Origin of the sequence: Paenibacillus sp. V4I9 (genome assembly GCF_030817295.1) — a bacterium.
In the GTDB taxonomy this organism is placed as follows: Bacteria; Bacillota; Bacilli; order Paenibacillales; family NBRC-103111; genus Paenibacillus_E.
In genome coordinates, this window is record NZ_JAUSZE010000001.1 from 459,582 (window position 1) to 478,830 (window position 19,249).

Here is a 19,249-nt window from a genome sequence, read left to right on the forward strand (position 1 = left end):
TTGCCTCCTCATTCTTTCGGTTTGGGATATACGGCTAACAAGACTTGATAGGCATCATTTCCGTCTTTGCAGCCCGAGTATCGATCCACCAATTGCTGCACCATGGCAGCGTACTCCTCAACGAATGTTTGCCTTTGCTGTTCATCAGACAGATGGACCTGCAGCTGAAGCGTAGCACTAGGAATTACTTCGCCCACATCGGATTGCTCCATAAGCAGCATCGCATCTCTACGAATCCGCTCGGATGTGGTCACAAGGTGAGCCAAAGAGCTCTGGTCCTTCAACCTCTGCAAGGTTTCAGGCTTCATACTTAACGATTCGGCCAGTACGAATGTTTTGGCTATCGCTCTGTACAATACTTCGACCAGATTGCGCACCTGACGAGTGCCTACGCGTTGAACCAAGCCTGCTTTTTCCAAAGCTTTGAGGTGATAGTTAATGCGTTGGGCCGTTTCCCCGAGTGTTCGAGCCACTTCAGCAGCAGAGCCAGGTTCCAGAAGCTGAGCAATGATCTCCCCGCGAATAGGGTTCAACAAGACGGTAGCTTGCTCTGGAGACTCGATGTAATAGCTGTCTTGAATATCTTTTAGCATGGAGTGGATAGCCTCCAATACAAAGTATGTGTTACGTAAAAATATTTTATTACGTGGAGAGTGAAATGTCAATGGGCTATGATGACAACACCTGTTGGGTGACAAATAAGTTTTGAAGTAGACAATAAAGTTTTGAAGTGACAAATAAAGTCTTGAAGTAACAAACAAAGTTTTGAAGTATAAAGTTTTTAAGTAATTAGGCGTTCACTCTATGGTGAACGCTTATTATTTGTATAGTTGTTTGTTCATTGATTTCCAACACTTGCAATCTACGAACCTCTGGCAAATCAAGCAAAAGATTGGTATATTGGTTTTACCCGAGGGCAATGGAAGAGAAACATTCAGAAGTTGTACGGTATCAAGGATTGTGCGGGAGGATACTCATGAAATTCTTGTCTTTTTATAGAGATACCTTTTTTAACCGCCTCATCTTATCGCATACGGCATTAGCTGTCGTGCTGCTCGGACTTGCGGGGGGCTACCTGTACACGCAGGCCAATCAGATGATGGTGAACGAAATCGCCAGGGATAGCCAAAGCCGTCTCGTTACGGCAAAGGATTATGTGGAACGGACCTTGCTGCAAAAATACGAAGACAATCTACAAAATAAGGTCATACCCACCATTTTCACTCGGAACAACTCTAATTTAAATTATTTGCTGGATAATGGATGGGTAGGAAACCTTGATCTTATTTTATCCTTGCAACAAGATCTTGACAGTTTTAGGAAAACATCTGAAGGCGCTTCCAATATAACCGTGTATTTTCATAAAGGAAATTATGTCGTAAACAGCGATCTTTTCTTTGAAAATCCTGAAAACTCCAAGGACTTCGGTTTTATAGGGCAGCTTTCGCAAATTGCTCCGAACCGGTGGATGATCCGCACATTGCCGGACGGAAAACAAGTGATGACGTATGTCGTTAAGCTCCCATATGGGATTGGCAGCTCTTCGCCGAAAGGATACCTGTATGTTGACGTCGATCTGGAGTACCTGAAGCAGGCTGTAGCTAAAATCATTACCTCCTCATTCGAGAGGTTCTATATATTCGATGCGAACGGGAATGTACTCCTGCAAACAGCCGGGGAGAATCCGGAAGAAGTCGGGCTGCTTCAGCAAGCCATCGGATCCGGCAAGACCGTCTCAAAGATCAGCGACAGTGTGCGCGGTACCATCGTATTATCGCATCTCACCGGCTCGAAGTCGGAACTTGGTTGGACCTATGCGATAGTTCGGCCGATGAATTCATTTGTGCTGGATTCAAAACGAATGAAAACCAAAATTTTCGTAGCCTGCTGTCTTGTACTCGTGTTCGGGCTTGCGGTTTCCTACCTGATTTCCAAACGTTTCTATCTCCCGATGAAAAAGCTGATCCAACATGTTCGCAACCTGTATCAACCGGGTCTGAACCCAGGCCATGCGAATGAATATATGATTATCGGCAGTGCGTTGAACTTCATGGGACAAAAAATCGTGAGTTTGGAATCTCAGGCCAAAAAGAATGAGATGAAAAACCTGGTGTTGGGCGCCAGTCTCGGTCTAGTGCATGTGGATGGCCTGCAACAGGAATGCCGCTATCAGGTGGTACATGCCCAACTCATCGAAGGCGATAGCGAGAAGCTTAAGATGCGATACGAGCAATTCGATCGCACCGTGCCATACGAGGTTGTTTGCTTGAATTCGCAGGAAGTGGCCATCATTTACTTCCTGGATTCACGCACCGAGATGGATGATGAGATGGTAGCAGCGGAATTGGACAAAATCAAGGACGAAGTACGGGGAGAGCTTCGATTCGGAGCGGGTATCGGCACTTCGGTCGTATCGCCCGAAAAAATTCCTCTTTCCTATCGAGTTGCTCATCAAGCGTATCGATATCGCTTTATGTACGGTCCTGAAGCAATCATTCTTCATTCGAAAATTTCCGCTTTTGATCCGAAGCCGCCACTGATTCCTCTGGCTACATTTCAGAATACGCTTAAGGCCGGGGATGTAGAGGGCGCTAATCTATTTATCGATGAATTCGCTGCGATTCTGATGGAACGGAATATGCAGCTTGAATCGGTGGAACTCGCGCTTCTTCAGCTCGTTTCCGCACTGTACGAAACGATCATTGAGCTGGGGCTGCAGCAAATCGTTCCTCCTTCTAATCTGTTTGACGAACTGAAGAAAGATACGCTGGCAGACACGATGGCATCGATTCGCAGACTTTCCGAACGGATTGGGGTTCATGTGCGGGATTCAGTCAAGCATAAGCAAGCGGAAGTTATTTTCAAGCTGAAAGGCTATATCGATGAGCATTTGCACGAAGATCTTTCGCTCAACGTTCTTTCCGAAGTTGCTTCGCTTGCTCCTGCCTACATTTCCACTTTGTTCGGCGAAGTGATGAACGAATCGTTTACCGAATACGTGACCCGAATCAGACTCGAAAAAGCCGCCTGCTTGCTGCGGGAGGACGATAAGTTGTCCGTTACGGAAATCGCTGCACTTGTCGGATATCGTAACCTGCAATATTTTCATGTTAAATTCAAAGCACGTTTTGGCATTACTCCGGTTCAGTACAGACAAACGAAACCAACGGCGAGTGCGACCAACTAGCGGGTTTTTTCCTTAAACAGCCTTTTAACGGCTGTTTCTTCCATTTCTAAATAAAGAAATTAAAAGGGGAGGACAAAACAATGAACCAAAGAAAACAGACTTTGCTTGGTCTGATGAGCATCGTCTTGTCGATGTCTCTCGTCGCGGTCGGTTGCGGCAAAGAAAGCGATAGCGGGACTACACCGAAGGCATCCGTAGAAACGGCGAAGCCCGAGGCCGGCGACAATCCGATCGAGATTACGTGGGCGAACAACTTCAGTCCTCCTGAAGCTGAAGGCAATTATGTGCAGAAGCAGCTGGAGCAAAAATTCAAGGTCAAAATCAAAAACGTCAAACTCGACCGCCAGGGATGGAAGGATAAATTTAACGTGCTGCTTGCTTCCGGACAAATTCCCGACATTTTCCCGATCGATGCAGACGAAACCGATATGGCCGCATGGGCGGACCAGGGCATCATTGCCAGCATTTCCCCGGATGAAATCCGAAACAATATGCCGAAGTATACGAAAGCGCTGGAATCGATTGACGCCGGCGCATGGAATGTCGGTTACTATAATGGAAAGAACTGGGGAATTCCGAAAGTATGGCCTATCGGCAATTCAGGCATGATCCCAGGTTACAATGAAGCATGGCTGAAGAAGATCGGCTACAATGAGCCTCCGAAGACGCTCGCGGAGCTGGAGGATGTGCTCACCAAATTCGTCAACAACGATCCGGACGGAAACGGCAAGAAGGATACGTACGGCATGTCGGGCCGAGGCAAGCTCCCGATCCAAATGTTCACTTCCGTATTCTCGGCTTACGGCGTATCGCCGTATCAGTTCAAGATAGGTGCCGACGGCAAAGTCGTATATGGCGGCATCACGGAAGAAACCCGCTTGGCGCTCAAGCTCCTGAACAAGTGGTTCGAGGCCGGACTTATCGATCCGGAGTTCATTACGGCGGATAACGGTCAGCTTAATGATAAATTCGCCAACCAAAAGATCGGCATGATCGATAACATGGGTTGGCGCAGCTTTGACGCTGAATCCGCATATATTACGAAATCCGCATTGGAAAAGGGCCTACACGTCATTGCAGGAAAGCCGGTTATCGGGCCGGCCGGCAAAGCGTATGCCTTCTCCGCCGGCGCGCGTCAAGCCCCTGTATTGTTAGGCGTGCAGCTTGAGAAGGATGCGGCGAAACGGGCCAGGATTGAGCAAATTCTCGAATACGTTGCAACAAATACGGAAGGCTGGCTGCTTACGGTTTACGGTGAGAAGGGCGCCAACTACGACATGAACGGCGACTCTGTCGTTGCAAGGACAATACCGGAGGCCTCAAAAGCCGGCGCCGGCAGCTTCTACAATCCGCTCGCCAACGTAGATATAAGCATGGCGAAATATAACATGACCAAGGAATTGCTGGATCTGAAGGCGAAGCTGGACAGCGGTTATGAGCCGCTCAGAGACGTTATTGGCCCGGCCGTATTGACCGCCAAGGCGAAATATTGGGCGAGTCTGCAGACGCTGGTGGATAATTATTTGATTAAAGCCGTCATCGGCAAAGCGGATACGGATAAAGGGTTCGACGATTTTAAAGTGAATTGGCTGAAATCCGGAGGCCAAGAATTGACGGACGAAGCCAACAAGGTATATGCACAGCGGCAAAAGAAGTAATCGAATAGGATGTTCAGCGGGGCAAAATAGCGCATTTTTGCCCCAATATTTCCCAAACAGCCGATTTCAGGCTGTTTTTTTTCATTTCGAAAGAAATTAACATCCGATTTTGAAAGAATTCAAAAAAATTCGAATGAAATTGACATGGAAAAAGCGCTTTCAATCGTTTACATTTTGGTCATAGCGCCAAGAACACAACAACCCAAATTTCGAAAGGATGTGCAAAACATATGAATCCGGCAAACGCCTCTGCAGTAAGCGCTGTCAAAGAAGCCGGCAAAAAAACGGAATCCAGGGTGGCCTACAACTGGAGACTATATAAAAAGAACAAGTATTTGTTTCTATTATTAGCTCCTGTGTTAATCTGGTATGCCATATTTCACTACGGCCCGATGTACGGAATTCAACTGGCTTTTAAAGATTTTTACATGATGAAAGGGATTTGGGGAAGCCCTTGGGTTGGGTTTAAGCACTTTCATTATTTATTTGCGATGTCACCTGACTTTTGGAAAATCATGCGAAATACGGTTGTGATCAGCTTTTATCACATCGCATTCGGTTTTCCGGCCCCGATCATTTTGGCATTGCTATTAAACGAAGTGCGGATTTCGGTATTCAAGAAGATTGCCCAAACGATCTCGTATTTGCCCCACTTTTTATCCTGGGTCGTCATAGGCGGGATTATGATTACGCTGCTGTCTCCGAGCACGGGGGTCGTCAATTATATCATCGAACAGCTTGGATTTAAACCGATCTATTTTTTGGGCAACGAATCGTATTTCCGGTTCACCCTTGTCGCTTCCGGCATCTGGAAAGAAATTGGCTGGGGGACCATCATCTATTTGGCGGCTTTGGCTGGAGTGGATCTGCAGCTGTACGAAGCAGCCGTACTTGACGGAGCAAACCGCTGGAAGCAAACCGTGCATATTACGATTCCTTCCATTCTTCCTGTTATTACCATTCTATTGATCTTGCGGGTTGGCGGGGTTTTGGATGCGGGGTTCGACCAGATCCTGACCTTATATTCTCCAGCTGTATATGACAAAGCTGATGTATTGGATACGTATGTGTACCGCGTAGGCCTGCAAAACTTCCAGTTCAGTTTGACGGCAGCAGTCGGTCTTTTCAAAAATGTCATAGCGGTAGTTCTGGTGTTAATGACCAACTATATCGTGAAAAAAATGGGGCAAGAAGGAATTACGTAACAAGGTTCAGAAAGGTGTGAACGGCCGTGAGACTAAGCTCAGGTGAAAAGGTATTTCAAATTTTCGTAATCGCATTTCTTGCTAGTGTTTGTATATGTATGATCTACCCGTTTCTTCACGTTCTTTCCATCTCCCTCAGTACCGGTGCCGAGGCGTTAAGGCCGGGATTGCACTGGTATCCACATGAGATATCGCTCGGTGCTTGGAAGAGAGTGCTTACGACCGATTCGGTTTGGATCGCTTTCGGGAACACGGTGTTTCGCTCTGTAGTGGGGACGTTTCTTACACTGCTATTCATGGCGATGGGGGCCTACCCGCTCTCGAAGAAGTATCTTCCGCATCGCAATTTTTACACCATGTTTATTGTTGTAACGATGTTTTTTGGCGGCGGGCTTATTCCCACCTACCTCCTGATCAAATCGCTAGGGTTCATCGATTCGCGTTGGTCCTTGATTATCCCTGGCTTGATCAGCACGTATTCGATGCTGATTCTTCGCAACTTCTTCATGAGCCTTCCGGAGGAGTTGGAGGATTCCGCCAAAATCGACGGGGCAAGCGACCTGCGTATTTTGTTCACCATCGTGATACCGTTGTCCAAGCCTATATTGGCCACTCTTGCGCTTTGGTCTGCCGTCGGGCATTGGAACGCCTGGTTCGATGCGATGCTGTACATTCAGGATCAATCGAAGACTGTGCTTCAGATATTGCTAAGAAGAATCGTGATTATCCCGGAGGGAAATAACTTGATGAACGGGCCTATCGAGGAACAGGAGCCGGAAACCCTCAAGGCCGCAATCATCATGTTTACTGCGTTGCCGATCCTCGTCGTCTATCCGTTTCTTCAGAAATATTTTGTCCAAGGCGTCTTGGTTGGCTCGCTAAAGGGTTAGCATATATCACCTGATTTAAACGGATTGCTCTTGTAGTGTTCCGTCTAAATATAACTTGTATGATAAAAAAGGGAGGAAAAAAAGAATGAAACAAATTAACAAGAAAATGTTGGGTATGACTTCTATCGTCTTATCGATGTCGCTTTTGGCGGCAGGATGCGGTGGAGGGAAAACGGCCGAACAAACGCCGGCAGTTTCCAATAAACCGGGGGAAGCAGTAAAGCCGATTGAAATTACTTGGGCGAACAACTTCAATGCGCCTGAAGCTGACGACAACTATGTGCAGAAGCAGTTGGAGCAAAAATTCAACGTCAAAATCAAGAATGTCAAATTTGAACGTACGACATGGAAGGATAAATTCGGAGTGCTGCTTGCTTCGGGACAAGTTCCTGACATTTTCCCGATCGATGCAAACGAAATCGATATGGCCACGTGGGCGGATCAAGGCGTCATCGCCAGCGTTTCCCCGGATGAAATCAAAAAGAATATGCCGGGTTATATAAAAGCGATGGAATCGGTCGACGCAGGCAGCTGGGGTGTTGGCAATTACAAAGGGAAGAACTGGGGGATTCCGAAAGTATGGCCGGGCGGCAATTCAGGCCTCATTCCCGGTTACAACGAGGCTTGGCTGAAGAAGATCGGTTACAACGAGCCTCCGAAGACGCTCGCGGAGCTGGAGGATGTGCTCACGAAATTCGCCAATAACGATCCGGACGGCAACGGCAAGAAGGATACGTACGGCATGTCGGGCCGCGGCAAGATCCCGATCCAAATGTTCACCTCCGTATTCTCGGCTTACGGCGTATCGCCGTATCTGTTTAAGTTAGGCACCGACGGCAAAATCGTGTACGGCGGAATCACGGAAGAAACCCGCTCCGCACTTAAGCTTCTGAACAAGTGGTATAAGGGCGGACTGATCGATCCGGAGTTTCTGACGACCGACAACAATCAACTCAACGAGAAATTCGCCAACCAAAAGATCGGTATGGTCGACAACATGGGGTGGGGTAGCTTCGCTAAGACCTCCGGATTTATTGCGAAGCCCGGATTGGAGAAGGGTCAGAACGTTATCGCCGGAAAGCCGGTTATCGGTCCGGCTGGCAAAGCGTACGCTTTCTCGGGCGGCGCGCGTCAAGCTCCTGTTCTGTTGGGCGTACAGCTTGAGAAGGATGAAGCGAAACGGACCAAGATTGAGCAAATTCTCGATGCCGTTGCAACAAATCCGGATTTGTGGTTGCTGACGGTTTACGGTCAGAAGGACATCAACTACGATATGAACGGCGACTTGGTTGTTCCGAAGACGACACCTGAGGCCGCTGTTAACAAAGCCGGCGCCGGCAACTTCTACAATCCACTCAACGCCGTAGATAGTTCCATGGCGAAATATAACACGAGCAAGGAATTGCTGGACTTGAAGGCGAAGGTGGATACCGGTTATGAGCCGCTCAGAGACATTTTGGGACCTGCTGTTTTGACCACCAAGGCGAAATATGGGGCGAATCTACAGACACTTTTAGACGCATATGTGATTAAAGCCGTCACTGGCCAAGCGGATACAGATAAGGCGTTCGACGATTTCAAGGCGCAATGGCTGAAATCCGGCGGTCAAGAAATGACGGACGAAGTTAATAAGGTATACGCAGAGCGAAATAAAAAGTAATGTAATTTAACTATCTATGAAGCCGGTTGGCTGGAATATGCTTCTATGTTCCGGTCGACCGTATTTTAACTGACGAAGGACGGGATCAACATGATTGTTCTGGAATATACGGAGAGACCGGTATGAAGACGATTTCAAACACTTCGGCATCGAATCGATTGATCGTCTACCCTGCTCCCGAGGGGGCGGTTGGAAATTCCGATTATACGGTGCGCGTTCGACAAGATCAGGGAGAATGGCGGCCGTTGTTCTGTTACAACGTGAAGGTTGACATGCACGATGTGCGGAACGCCTCTATGGTTTATTTCGATTGCACCGGTGCGGTTGAAATCGAAGTGACCAAGAATAACGGAGAGGTTCGGAGCGTGGAGATTCGTCCTGCATCCGTGGGGATTGACGGTGTCGTGAACGAAAACCGGGTGACGTTCACAATCGATGGACCACGCAAACTATCGCTCGAAGTGGACGGAGAGCGGTTCCATAATTTGCACATATTTGCCAATCCGATCGAGGAAGACGCACCGAACCCTGGTGATCCGGGCGTAATCGTCGTTCGGCCGGGCACTCATCGGACGGAAGAACTTCAGAGTCTTATTACGCCAGATATATCGGTCCTCTATTTTGAATCCGGTATGCATGTTCTGGAACAGCCGCAGCTCCGCATTCCTTCCGGCAAGACGGTCTATGTCGCTGGCGGTGCGGTGATTGCTGGGGCATTCGTGTGCGATCGTGTACAGGATGTAACCATCCGGGGGCGCGGAATCGTCTATATGACCGACTTCGAGAAGACGACGTATTACCGCACCGTTGAAATCCTGTTCTCCAGAAACGTTGCGATTGAAGGTATCATTGCTGTCGATCCTCCTCACTATACCGTATTCATCGGGAAATCCGAGCATATTACGATCCGAAACATCAAATCATTCAGCACCCGAGGGTGGTCGGACGGCATTGATATGATGGCAAGCAGCCATGTGGACGTTGACGATGTGTTCTTGCGAACATCCGACGATTGCATCGCGATCTATGGCAGCCGCTGGGATTATCAGGGGGACACACGGGATGTCAGAGTCCGCAATTCCGTTTTATGGGCGGACGTGGCTCATCCGATGAATGTCGGCGGGCACGGCAATCATGAGAAAGGGGACATCGTCGAGAACATCCTTTTCGAAAATATTGATGTGCTCGAGCATCATGAGCCGCAGCCCTATTATTGGGGGTGTATGTCCATTAATTGCGGCGACAACAATACGGTCCGGAATGTCACTTATCGAAATATCCGGGTCGAACCATTCGAGCTCGGACAATTGTTCGATATTCGCGTGCTTTTCAATCCCAAATATAATCCATGTCCCGGTTACCGGGTGGAAAATATTTTGTTCGACAATATCGTTTACAACGGAGCCTGCGATAATCCGTCGGTTATTGCCGGATTCGATGAGTCCAGAATCGTCAAGGGGGTGATGTTCCGGAATGTTCGAATCAACGGTCGGCACCTTCTCCATCCGGAGTCTGGAAATATTCGGGTAGGAGAACATGCATATGACGTTGAATTCACCTAATGCAAGTCGAATAAAATCATTGGAATGGGGGAGTTCAGATGAAGGTGCATCATACTAGTTTTCGTCTAAAATTGAAACAATACCTATCCATCCTCGTTATCGCGAGCATGACCGTCATGTTCCTGCCTCTGACGGCAGGAACTGCGGCGGCGGAAACGGCCTCACCATCGCTCATGACGGATTATGTGCCAACGATTTATGAAACCATGGATGAAAGCGGATTCAAACATCCGGGTATCGGGCTGACCAAGGAAACACTCGAGAATTTGCAAACTCAAATACGGGCGAATAAGGAGCCTTGGAAAACCTATTTCAACCAGATGGCCACGTCGACTGACCCGTGGGGAGTCCCGCTTGCAACCAAGACGGTCTCGTCCAAATTTTCCGAAGGCTGTTGGTGCAGCCAGGGCTATAACGAAAAATTTATATGGGATGGCTTAACAGCGTATACGCAGGCTCTTATGTATGTGATTACGGGCGATGAGGTTTATCGGGCCAATGCGATGTATATTATCCGGAAATGGGAGCAGAAGAACCCTGCGGATTACGCGTATTTTACCGATGCGCACATCCATACGGGTATCCCGCTCTACCGGATGGTTACCGCCGCGGAGATCATGAGGTATACCAGCACGCAGACGCCGGAACTGGCATGGACAGACCAGGATACGGCCAAGCTCACGAATAATGTGATCGTTCCGGTCACCGATACCTTCAATCATACGAATGGCCGCTTCATGAACCAGCATCTGTATCCGCTCGTCGGATCCATCTCCGGATATATCTTCACCGGCAATGTGGAGCGCTATCGCGAGGCCGTAGAGTGGTTCACAGTGAATAAGACGGCTCTAGACCAGCACATAAACGGTTCCATCCTGAGATTGTTCCGGTTGGTCGATACGAATGCGGCGACAGGCGAGAAGGTAGATAACCCGCAGGTGCAGATAACGGAGATGGGCAGGGACCAGGCTCACAGCACCGGCGACGTCATCAATGTCTCCATTATATCGCGTCTGTTGCAGGCCCAGGGAACCAAGGTGGATCCGGTTGACGGTACGGTTTCCACTGCAGCGAATGCGGTTACTACGTACGATTTTCTCGGCAAACGTATTCTGGCGGGTACCGACTACTTTGCCCGGTATATGAACGGCTATGATACGCCTTGGATCCCGACAGAGGCGCGTATGCGCGAGGATGGCAGCCCGGTCATTTACCAGGTATTGAATACCGGATATCGGGGAAGAATCGGCGGCAATGCCTACGATCTGTACTATTACTATAAATATGAGCAAGGCTTGGACATGGAGCAAGTTGCTCCCTACTACACGGAGATGTTCAACAAGAGGACGGATTACAGTTGGGCATCACGGGATTCCGGAGGGGAATATTGGCTGTACATCCCCAGGGCTGCCGAGGCCGAAGGAACGGCCCATCTCCCGAAGGTGAACCCGAATCCGAATTGGAAGGAGGTCGAGGATCGGTTCACCAACTTGGACGGCAACTCGACCGCCATGCAAGAGGGCGATGTTTCCTTCGTCCGCATCCAGGCCACGGAATCCGGCAGCAAAATCGCTTTGGTTGAATCCGGCAGCGGTTCGAGCGTGCTCGGATACAAGATTCGGACCAACGGTGCGGCGAAGCTGGCAGCCTCGGGCCAAACGATCACGTTGCCGGATACCCAGGGGCAATGGAGATATGTATATTCTGAAGGCGGTGGGCTCTGGACCCTGAGTTATTTCACGGTTATAGGCAACGGAACGACGGTCGATATCGACCATATCAATGTCAACGCGGCCAATGAACTGACGCCGCCGGTGTTTAATGAAGGAAATACCCCTTTGAACCTGTTTACCTATGTTGGGTCCGAGGCGGCGCTCCATTTAGATTTCTCGGCAACGGACGCAGGCACGTCCGATGTTGTGACCTATCGGATCGCGGGTGCGCCCGAAGGCGCCGTGTTCGATACAAGCACCGGCACATTTTCCTGGAAACCGGCGCAAGCCGGAACGTATGCCTTCAGCGTGGAAGCTTCCGACGGCATAACGGTATCCACAAGGGATGTCACGGTGACCGTCGCCAATGATCGGCAGTCGGCGGTAGGTGCCGTCATTGCGTCTTATGACGCCAATAAGGATTATATCTGGGCCACGCTCGATACGTATAAACAAGCATACAACGAAATCATGAGCGTTATGAATACTGCAACGGACGCCGAATTCTATCAGAAGCTGGCGGTTCTGCATGGCGTCGTGCAAGGACTTCAGTTAACCACGCCGTTGCTGGGCGACGGCAGCATCAATTATCAGGGGATGTTCTTGTCTGGGGGCTTCAATACGGGAACTTACATGGATAATGACCCGAGCTCGTCCGGTAGGGACGTTGATATGGACATGGGGCCCAATTTTCGGGTTTCGGCCAGTGCGTTCGGGATTCAGGCACGAGGAGGATTTCCTGAACGCGGCGGCGGCATTACCATATACGGATCCAACGACAAAGAAAACTGGACCCGGTTGACGCCGGGAGTGACCCCCGTTTCGACAGCCATGAATATGTTGGCGGTGTCGCCAGAGCTCCAGAATGAGCCATTCCGTTTTCTGAAGATCGAAATGATTCAAAAACCGTACGACGCTCCCTTCATTGAATTGTCCGAGTTCCATATCTTCGGGAAGCGTCACGAGGTCATCAACAAGATCGCATCGGTCTCCATCGGTTCGGATCAGGTCATCGGAGGGCGGATCGTCATGGGAGACACAGCGAAATTGTCCTTCCAATCGACGGAAGCCATTCAGAACGTGAAGGTTACGATTCAGGGTGTACCCGCGACCGTTCATTCGGAGGATGGCCTGAACTGGACGGCCGAAGCGGTCATGCAGCAGGGGACGTCGCCGGGGAATGTGACATTCAAGCTTCATTATCAGACGGCGGAAGGGACCGATGCCCCGGAAACGATGTTCGTAACCGACGGGTCTCGCTTGATTCTGGTGGATGAATCGGATGTCATCCCAAATGTGACGTCCATCGCTGCGGTTACCGATTCCAACGGCAGATCGCCGGCAGACGCTATTGCAACGGCGAACGTTTTGTTCGATAACAATCCTGCATCATCGACCGATTACCGCCTGAACGGCAACGGAGCCGATTCGTGGGTCCAATTCGACTTCGGGCAAGGCAGCTATGCCCAATTGAAGTATGTGGAGCTGCTGGCAAGGCAGGACGGATACTATACCCGAATCAATGGCGCGGTCATTCAAGGCTCCAATGACAATACAACCTGGAAAACCATCTCTTCGGGTGCTGTGTCCACGAAGGATTGGCAAATTTTACCTGTTAACGACAATCAGCCTTACCGGTATATCCGAATCATCAATGGGAACGCCTGGTTCGGGAATATGGCGGAGGTAAGATTCCATGGCGTTGTGAAGTCCCTGAGCAAGATCGCGTCGTCTTCGATCAGTTCGGCTCAGAGCGTCAAAGGCAGGATTGTTCCGGGTAACACGGCCAAATTGACCTTCACATCCAAGGAAGAGATCAATAACGTTAAGGTCGCGATTCAAGGCCTGGCTGCGACGGTTACTTCGACGGACAATATCAACTGGACCGCAGAAGCGACCTTGAATCAAGGCGCTGCAACAGGCCCAGTAAATTTCGCCATTACTTACAACCAGCAGGATGGAGCAGTCGGATTCCCGATTCACTCTACTACAGATAACTCCACTCTGTTCCTTGTAGACGAGTCGGATCTCATTAAAAATGTGACGAGTATCGCGAATTTAATTGATTCTACTTCGGGAAGATCGGCAGCAACGACCCTGCAGCAGGTGAATGCTTTGTTTGACAGCAATGCAAACACAGCTTCCGACTTCCGTATTGGAAGTAACAACTCCGGTAACGGAAGCTATATTACCTTTGACTTTAAGGAAGGCAATCAAGTTACCCTTTCGAATGTAGAACTGCTTGCCAGACAAGATCAAGTCGCTCGAATAAGCGGAACAGTGGTTCAGGGCTCCAACGATAATACGACCTGGACGACTCTCACTGCTGCGGCGGTATCTACACCGAATTGGCAGACCATGTCGGTCAACGGTAATGTCCCTTATCGGTATATCCGTATTTATAATGGCAATGCGTGGTTTGGCAATATGGCCGAGGTGAGATTCCATGGTAAAGTTGAATCTCTGCTCAGAATCCAATCGGCTTCGATCAGTTCAGCTCAAAGCATCGTGAACAGGATCGTGCCCGGCAACACAGTAAAACTGGCGATTGTAGCCAAAGAGCCCATTAAAGACGTAAAAGTCGCGATTCAAGGCCAAGAGGCAGCCGTATCTTCCACTGACAATATCAACTGGACAGCTACGGCCACCTTGAATCAAGGCGTGGCTTCAGGGCCGGTGATATTCACCATTAATTACAATAAACAAGACGGAACGGCAGGGTATCCGGCTACTCAAACAACAGACAACACTTCTCTTTACCTTGTTGATGAGTCGGATGTGATTAAAAATGTCACCAGTATCGCGAATTTAATTGATTCCACTTCAGGAAGATCGGCAGCAACAACCCTGCAGCAGGTGAATGCTTTGTTCGACAGCAATGCAAGCACGGGTTCGGATTTCCGTATTGGAAGCAACAACTCCGGTAACGGAAGCTACATCATCTTCGACTTTAAGGCCGGCAATCAAGCTACGCTAACGAGTGTAGAGCTGCTCGCAAGACAAGATCAATATTATACAAGAATCAATGGTGCAGTGATCCAAGGCTCCAACGATAATTCAACCTGGACGACACTCACCAAAGCGGCGGTATCTACACCGAATTGGCAAACCCTTGCGGTCAGCAGTAAAGTACCGTACCGTTACATCAAAATTGTCAATCCAAACGCTTGGTTTGGAAGTATGAATGAAGTGAGATTCCATGGTGCAGTGAAACCGGCGGACGTGACGCCTCCGGCAACAACGGATGATGTGCCCCAGGGTTCGGTCATCACTGGTAATACGGTAAACCTCAATGCCGTAGATAACAGCTCAGGTGTTGCGGCAACTTATTACATCCTTGACGGCGGCACGCAGCAAACCGGTAAAACGGTAACATTAACCGCTGAGGGAACGCATACGTTGGTCTATTGGAGTGTAGACTGGGCAGGCAATGTGGAGCAGCAGCACACGGTCACTGTAAGCACCGCTGATACTACTCCGCCTGTTGTGGCCGGCTTGTATGCAGATATTACCGTGCCGACCAACCAGGATGTTCATGTGACCATCTACTATCCGCTTGACGCGGCGGTGATGGAGTACAAAATGGGCGATAACGGCGTATGGACAGCGTACACGGCTCCTGTAACAGTTTCCGAAAATACAACGGTGTACGCAAGAAGTGCGGATGCCGCAGGCAACATCTCGGACGTGTCAAGCTACACGGTCAGCAACATTTACAAGACCGCACCTTCGGATGCCGTCTTCACCGCGGACGTTACAAACCCGACCAACGGCAATGTTACCTTGACGATCAGCTATCCGGGCAACGCAGTGGTCAAGGAGTACAAAATCGGGGTTAGCGGCACATGGACAGCGTACGCTTCACCTGTCACCGTAACCGACAATGTTACTGTCTATGCTCAGAGCAAGGACTTTGTGGGGAATGGTTCAAATGTGACCCACTATACCGTCAGCAATATCGACAGGCTGCCGCCTGCAGACGCCGTTTTGTCTGCCGACATTACGGAGCCGACTAATCAGGATGTTATTGTAACAATCAGCTATCCGGCCGATGCTGCAGTGAAGGAGTTCAAGGTAGGTGAGACCGGCGTTTGGACCGCTTACGGCGCTCCAGTGGTAATCACCGACAACAGTACGGTTTTTGCAAGAGGGAAAGATGCCGCCGGCAATGTCTCTAACGTTACCCAATATGCGGTTGTCAACATCGACCGTATAGCACCGGCTGAAGCGACCTTGGCAGTGGATACCACAGATCCGACCAATCAAGGTGTTACCGTAACGATTACCTATCCGGAAGATGCAACGGTGAAGGAGTACAAAACGGGCGATAGCGGCATTTGGAACGTTTATACGGGTCCTGTTGTTGTCCAGGACAATGATACCGTATATGCAAGAGGAACGGATGCCGTAGGCAACGTATCGAATGTAACCAGCGCCGTTGTAAGCAACATTTGGAAGACCGCTCCTGTCACCACAGCAACAGTAAGCCCTGCCCAGCCCAACGGTAAGAACAGCTGGTACACGACGGACGTAACCGTAAGTCTGTCGGTGTACGCCAGTGTGTATGGAGGAGCGGTGACAACGGAGTACCAGATCAATGACGGTGACTGGACGGTTTACAACGGATCCGTTCCCGCCTTTGGCGATGGGACTTATAAAGTTGGTTTCCGCAGCAAGGATGAAGCCGGCAACGTGGAACAACTCAAAACGATTGAGTTCAAAGTGGATAAGATAGCCCCTGTATTATCCGTCCAGCTTGACAAGACGTCGATTTGGCCGCCGAATCATATGATGGTGCCGATCCATGCCACTCTGCTTCCGAGCGACGACGGTTCAGGGATCGAATCGGTGGTGTTGACCTCCATTACCAGCAATCTGCCGGATAGCGGCAGAGGCGGCGACATTCAGGCCCATTTCGGCACAGCCGCCACTTCATTCAGTGTTCGTGCGGAAAAAGGAAGCATCTACACTATCACGTACACAGCTACCGATAAAGCAGGCAACAAAACGGTCAGGACGGCAACGGTAACAGTGCCGCATGATCAATCAAGCGTCCAGTAAGAACAATTATATTCGGGAGGAAGGCCTTAGCGCCTTCCTCCTAATTATATAAGGAGTGAAATGATACATTTATCCAAATTCGCAAAAAAACGGAGGTAATTAAATGTTTAGAAAGCGTTTACAGAAAGTTCTATCCAGTATTCTTTGTTTGACGTTGGTCATGATGAGCTTTATCGGGCTTGGGAGCATCGAGACTGCGAAAGCGGCTGTTTCACCGCTGATTACTCCTTACAAACCACAGGTAGTCAATGTGGACGCCAATGTTTCCTACATAGATTCCAATGGGAACACGATAACGGGAACCATCCACCACCCCGGAATCGCGATGAATCTGGCGGATTTGGATAACATGCGCGATCATGTAAGGGCGGGGGATGAGCCTTGGAACACGGCTTTTAATGCCTTTGCCGCCGACTCCCAATCCAGTAAGACACCAAGAATCTATTATGAAAACAGTTATATATTCCGGCACATCCAAGGGCCATGGGGGTTTACCGACCCCGAGACGATGAAGTATTACAGTAATCCCAGCGAATATGTAGGAACACGTGCCAATACCGATTCTGAAACCGCATTCATGCAGGCAATCATGTGGTATATCACCGGCGATGAAACGTATCGTTCCAATGCCATGGATATCATCAGAAAGTATTCCGCCATTCAAGATTGCGTTACCCATGTGAACTTCCGTTTTGCTACAATGAGTTATTTTCTCTCGGCAGCAGCGGAAATCTTGCGCTATTCCGATACGCCTACGCAGAGTCTGAAATGGACGGCAACGGATACGGCGAACCTTGCCAATGCGATGAATCTTGTTTCGGTTACGTATAATACGCATACCATGTTTATGAATCAGCATCAGTTCGCTGTGATGGGAACGATGGGAAGAGCGATCTTTACCAATGATATGAAGCTGTATGCCGAGGCTGTAGAAGCAACAACCGTGAACTCGGCAGGGGATCAAGGAGGGAAAAACGGTTCCATTAAGCATCAGATGCGGTGGATGACGCAAAATGAGCGAACAGGAGCGGCATTGGCTCCGGCGGATTACCATGTGCAGGCCATCGAAATGGGGCGTGATGTAGGGCATTCCTACGCCGATGTCGCCGGACTGTCTACATTGGCGCAAACCATCTATGCCCAAGGCACGAAGGTTGACCCGGCAAGCGGAGCGATGTCTGCGGCTTCCAATGCGGTGAATATGTTCAACTTCCTGGACGACCGGCTGCTGGCAGGAACTACTTATCTGCTCAAGTATCATCTGGGTTACAATGTTTTATGGACGCCTGCATGGGCAAACCAAAGCAGTACGATTCAATATTTTGATACGATCAACGCAGATGGCAGAGGCAGAATCGATGCGTTCTACAGTGTTTTATATAACTATTATAAATATATCCAACAAGTGGATATGAGCCAAGAGAAATACAAGTACTTGGCCTATGCCTACGAAACAAGAATGCCGGAGGTTGCGCCAAAGGATTATCCGCTTGCGATGCTGCTGTATACGCCGGATGCGGCAAAGACGGTCGGCTTGAGCAACAAAATCACGTTAGGCTCGATAACGGGATTGACGGCAACGGCGGCGGGTGCGAATACGATCTACTTAAGCTGGTCGGGCGTGCCGGGTGCGCTGGGGTATAACATCTACCGATCCACAGATCCGAATGGCACTTTTGTAAAGATTAGCAGCGCCCCTACTGCAGCGACATTATATCGCGATACAACCTTGACCCCTGATACGAATTACTATTATCAGGTAGAAGTAGCCGGAGGATCGAAATCCTCTGCCGTATCTGCAGCTACGGGAGGAACTTTGGGGACTGCTTCGGTCAGATTCAAAAACGCCGCCACCGGCTTGTATATCGATGGGATGGGCCGCACTGCCAATGGCTCCGCTGCCGGACAATGGAGCGACAGCACCAGCGCAAATCAGCGGTGGATTGAGGAAACTAACGGGAACTATGTGCGATTTAAGAATGTTGCGACCGGATTATATTTGGACGGGTTAGGCCGCACGACGGGCGGCTCCGCTGCCGGACAATGGAGCAGCAGCACCAGCAATAACCAGCAATGGTCCATCTTGATAGCCGGCAACCAAGTGCGGTTCCAAAACCGAGCAACCGGGTTATTTCTGGACGGGATGGGCCGCACGACGGGCGGTGCCGATCTAGGCCAATGGAGCGACACCAACAGCACGAACCAACAATGGCAGATTGTAGGCTAAATATACGAAGCAATGAAACATGCAGCCCAGCCTGGTCAACGGGCGGGCTGCATGGTTTTCAATTGCGAGCCTTTACTAAAATACACA

At 49.6% G+C, this 19,249-nt stretch carries 9 protein-coding genes; 8 read left to right on the top strand and 1 reads right to left on the bottom strand.

Annotation, left to right across the window (positions count from 1 at the left end):
• Positions 1-8: 8 nt before the first annotated feature.
• Positions 9-593 carry an ArsR/SmtB family transcription factor gene (locus QFZ81_RS02220; protein ID WP_060649270.1) on the bottom strand — a complete coding sequence of 195 codons (585 nt, stop codon included), beginning with the start codon at positions 591-593 and terminating at the stop codon, positions 9-11.
• A 383-nt stretch (positions 594-976) separates the two neighbouring features.
• Between QFZ81_RS02220 and QFZ81_RS02225 the strand changes: the two genes are divergently transcribed.
• The 8 genes from QFZ81_RS02225 (at position 977) to QFZ81_RS02260 (ending at position 19,162) form a co-directional block, all read left to right on the top strand.
• Positions 977-3,187, top strand: coding sequence for an AraC family transcriptional regulator (locus QFZ81_RS02225; protein WP_307449042.1), 2,211 nt, complete (start codon positions 977-979; stop codon positions 3,185-3,187).
• A gap of 80 nt (positions 3,188-3,267) precedes the next feature.
• Entirely contained in the window at positions 3,268-4,845 is a 1,578-nt protein-coding gene (locus QFZ81_RS02230; RefSeq protein WP_307449040.1) for an extracellular solute-binding protein, read from the top strand.
• A gap of 230 nt (positions 4,846-5,075) precedes the next feature.
• Positions 5,076-6,050, top strand: coding sequence for an ABC transporter permease (locus tag QFZ81_RS02235; protein WP_307449037.1), 975 nt, complete (start codon positions 5,076-5,078; stop codon positions 6,048-6,050).
• Between the two features lie 26 nt (positions 6,051-6,076).
• Positions 6,077-6,940, top strand: a complete 864-nt coding sequence (locus QFZ81_RS02240) for a carbohydrate ABC transporter permease (protein ID WP_307449034.1) — start codon at positions 6,077-6,079, stop codon at positions 6,938-6,940.
• A gap of 85 nt (positions 6,941-7,025) precedes the next feature.
• Complete coding sequence (locus tag QFZ81_RS02245) at positions 7,026-8,600, top strand: extracellular solute-binding protein (protein ID WP_307601297.1); 1,575 nt, start codon at positions 7,026-7,028, stop codon at positions 8,598-8,600.
• 122 nt (positions 8,601-8,722) lie between these two features.
• Positions 8,723-10,162, top strand: a complete 1,440-nt coding sequence (locus QFZ81_RS02250; protein WP_307449029.1) for a glycosyl hydrolase family 28 protein — start codon at positions 8,723-8,725, stop codon at positions 10,160-10,162.
• Positions 10,163-10,200: 38 nt separating this feature from the next.
• Positions 10,201-16,935, top strand: a complete 6,735-nt coding sequence (locus QFZ81_RS02255; protein ID WP_307601299.1) for an OmpL47-type beta-barrel domain-containing protein — start codon at positions 10,201-10,203, stop codon at positions 16,933-16,935.
• Positions 16,936-17,038: 103 nt separating this feature from the next.
• Positions 17,039-19,162 (top strand): RICIN domain-containing protein, encoded by a 2,124-nt coding sequence (locus tag QFZ81_RS02260; RefSeq protein WP_307449023.1) that lies wholly within the window; start codon positions 17,039-17,041, stop codon positions 19,160-19,162.
• Positions 19,163-19,249: the final 87 nt, after the last annotated feature.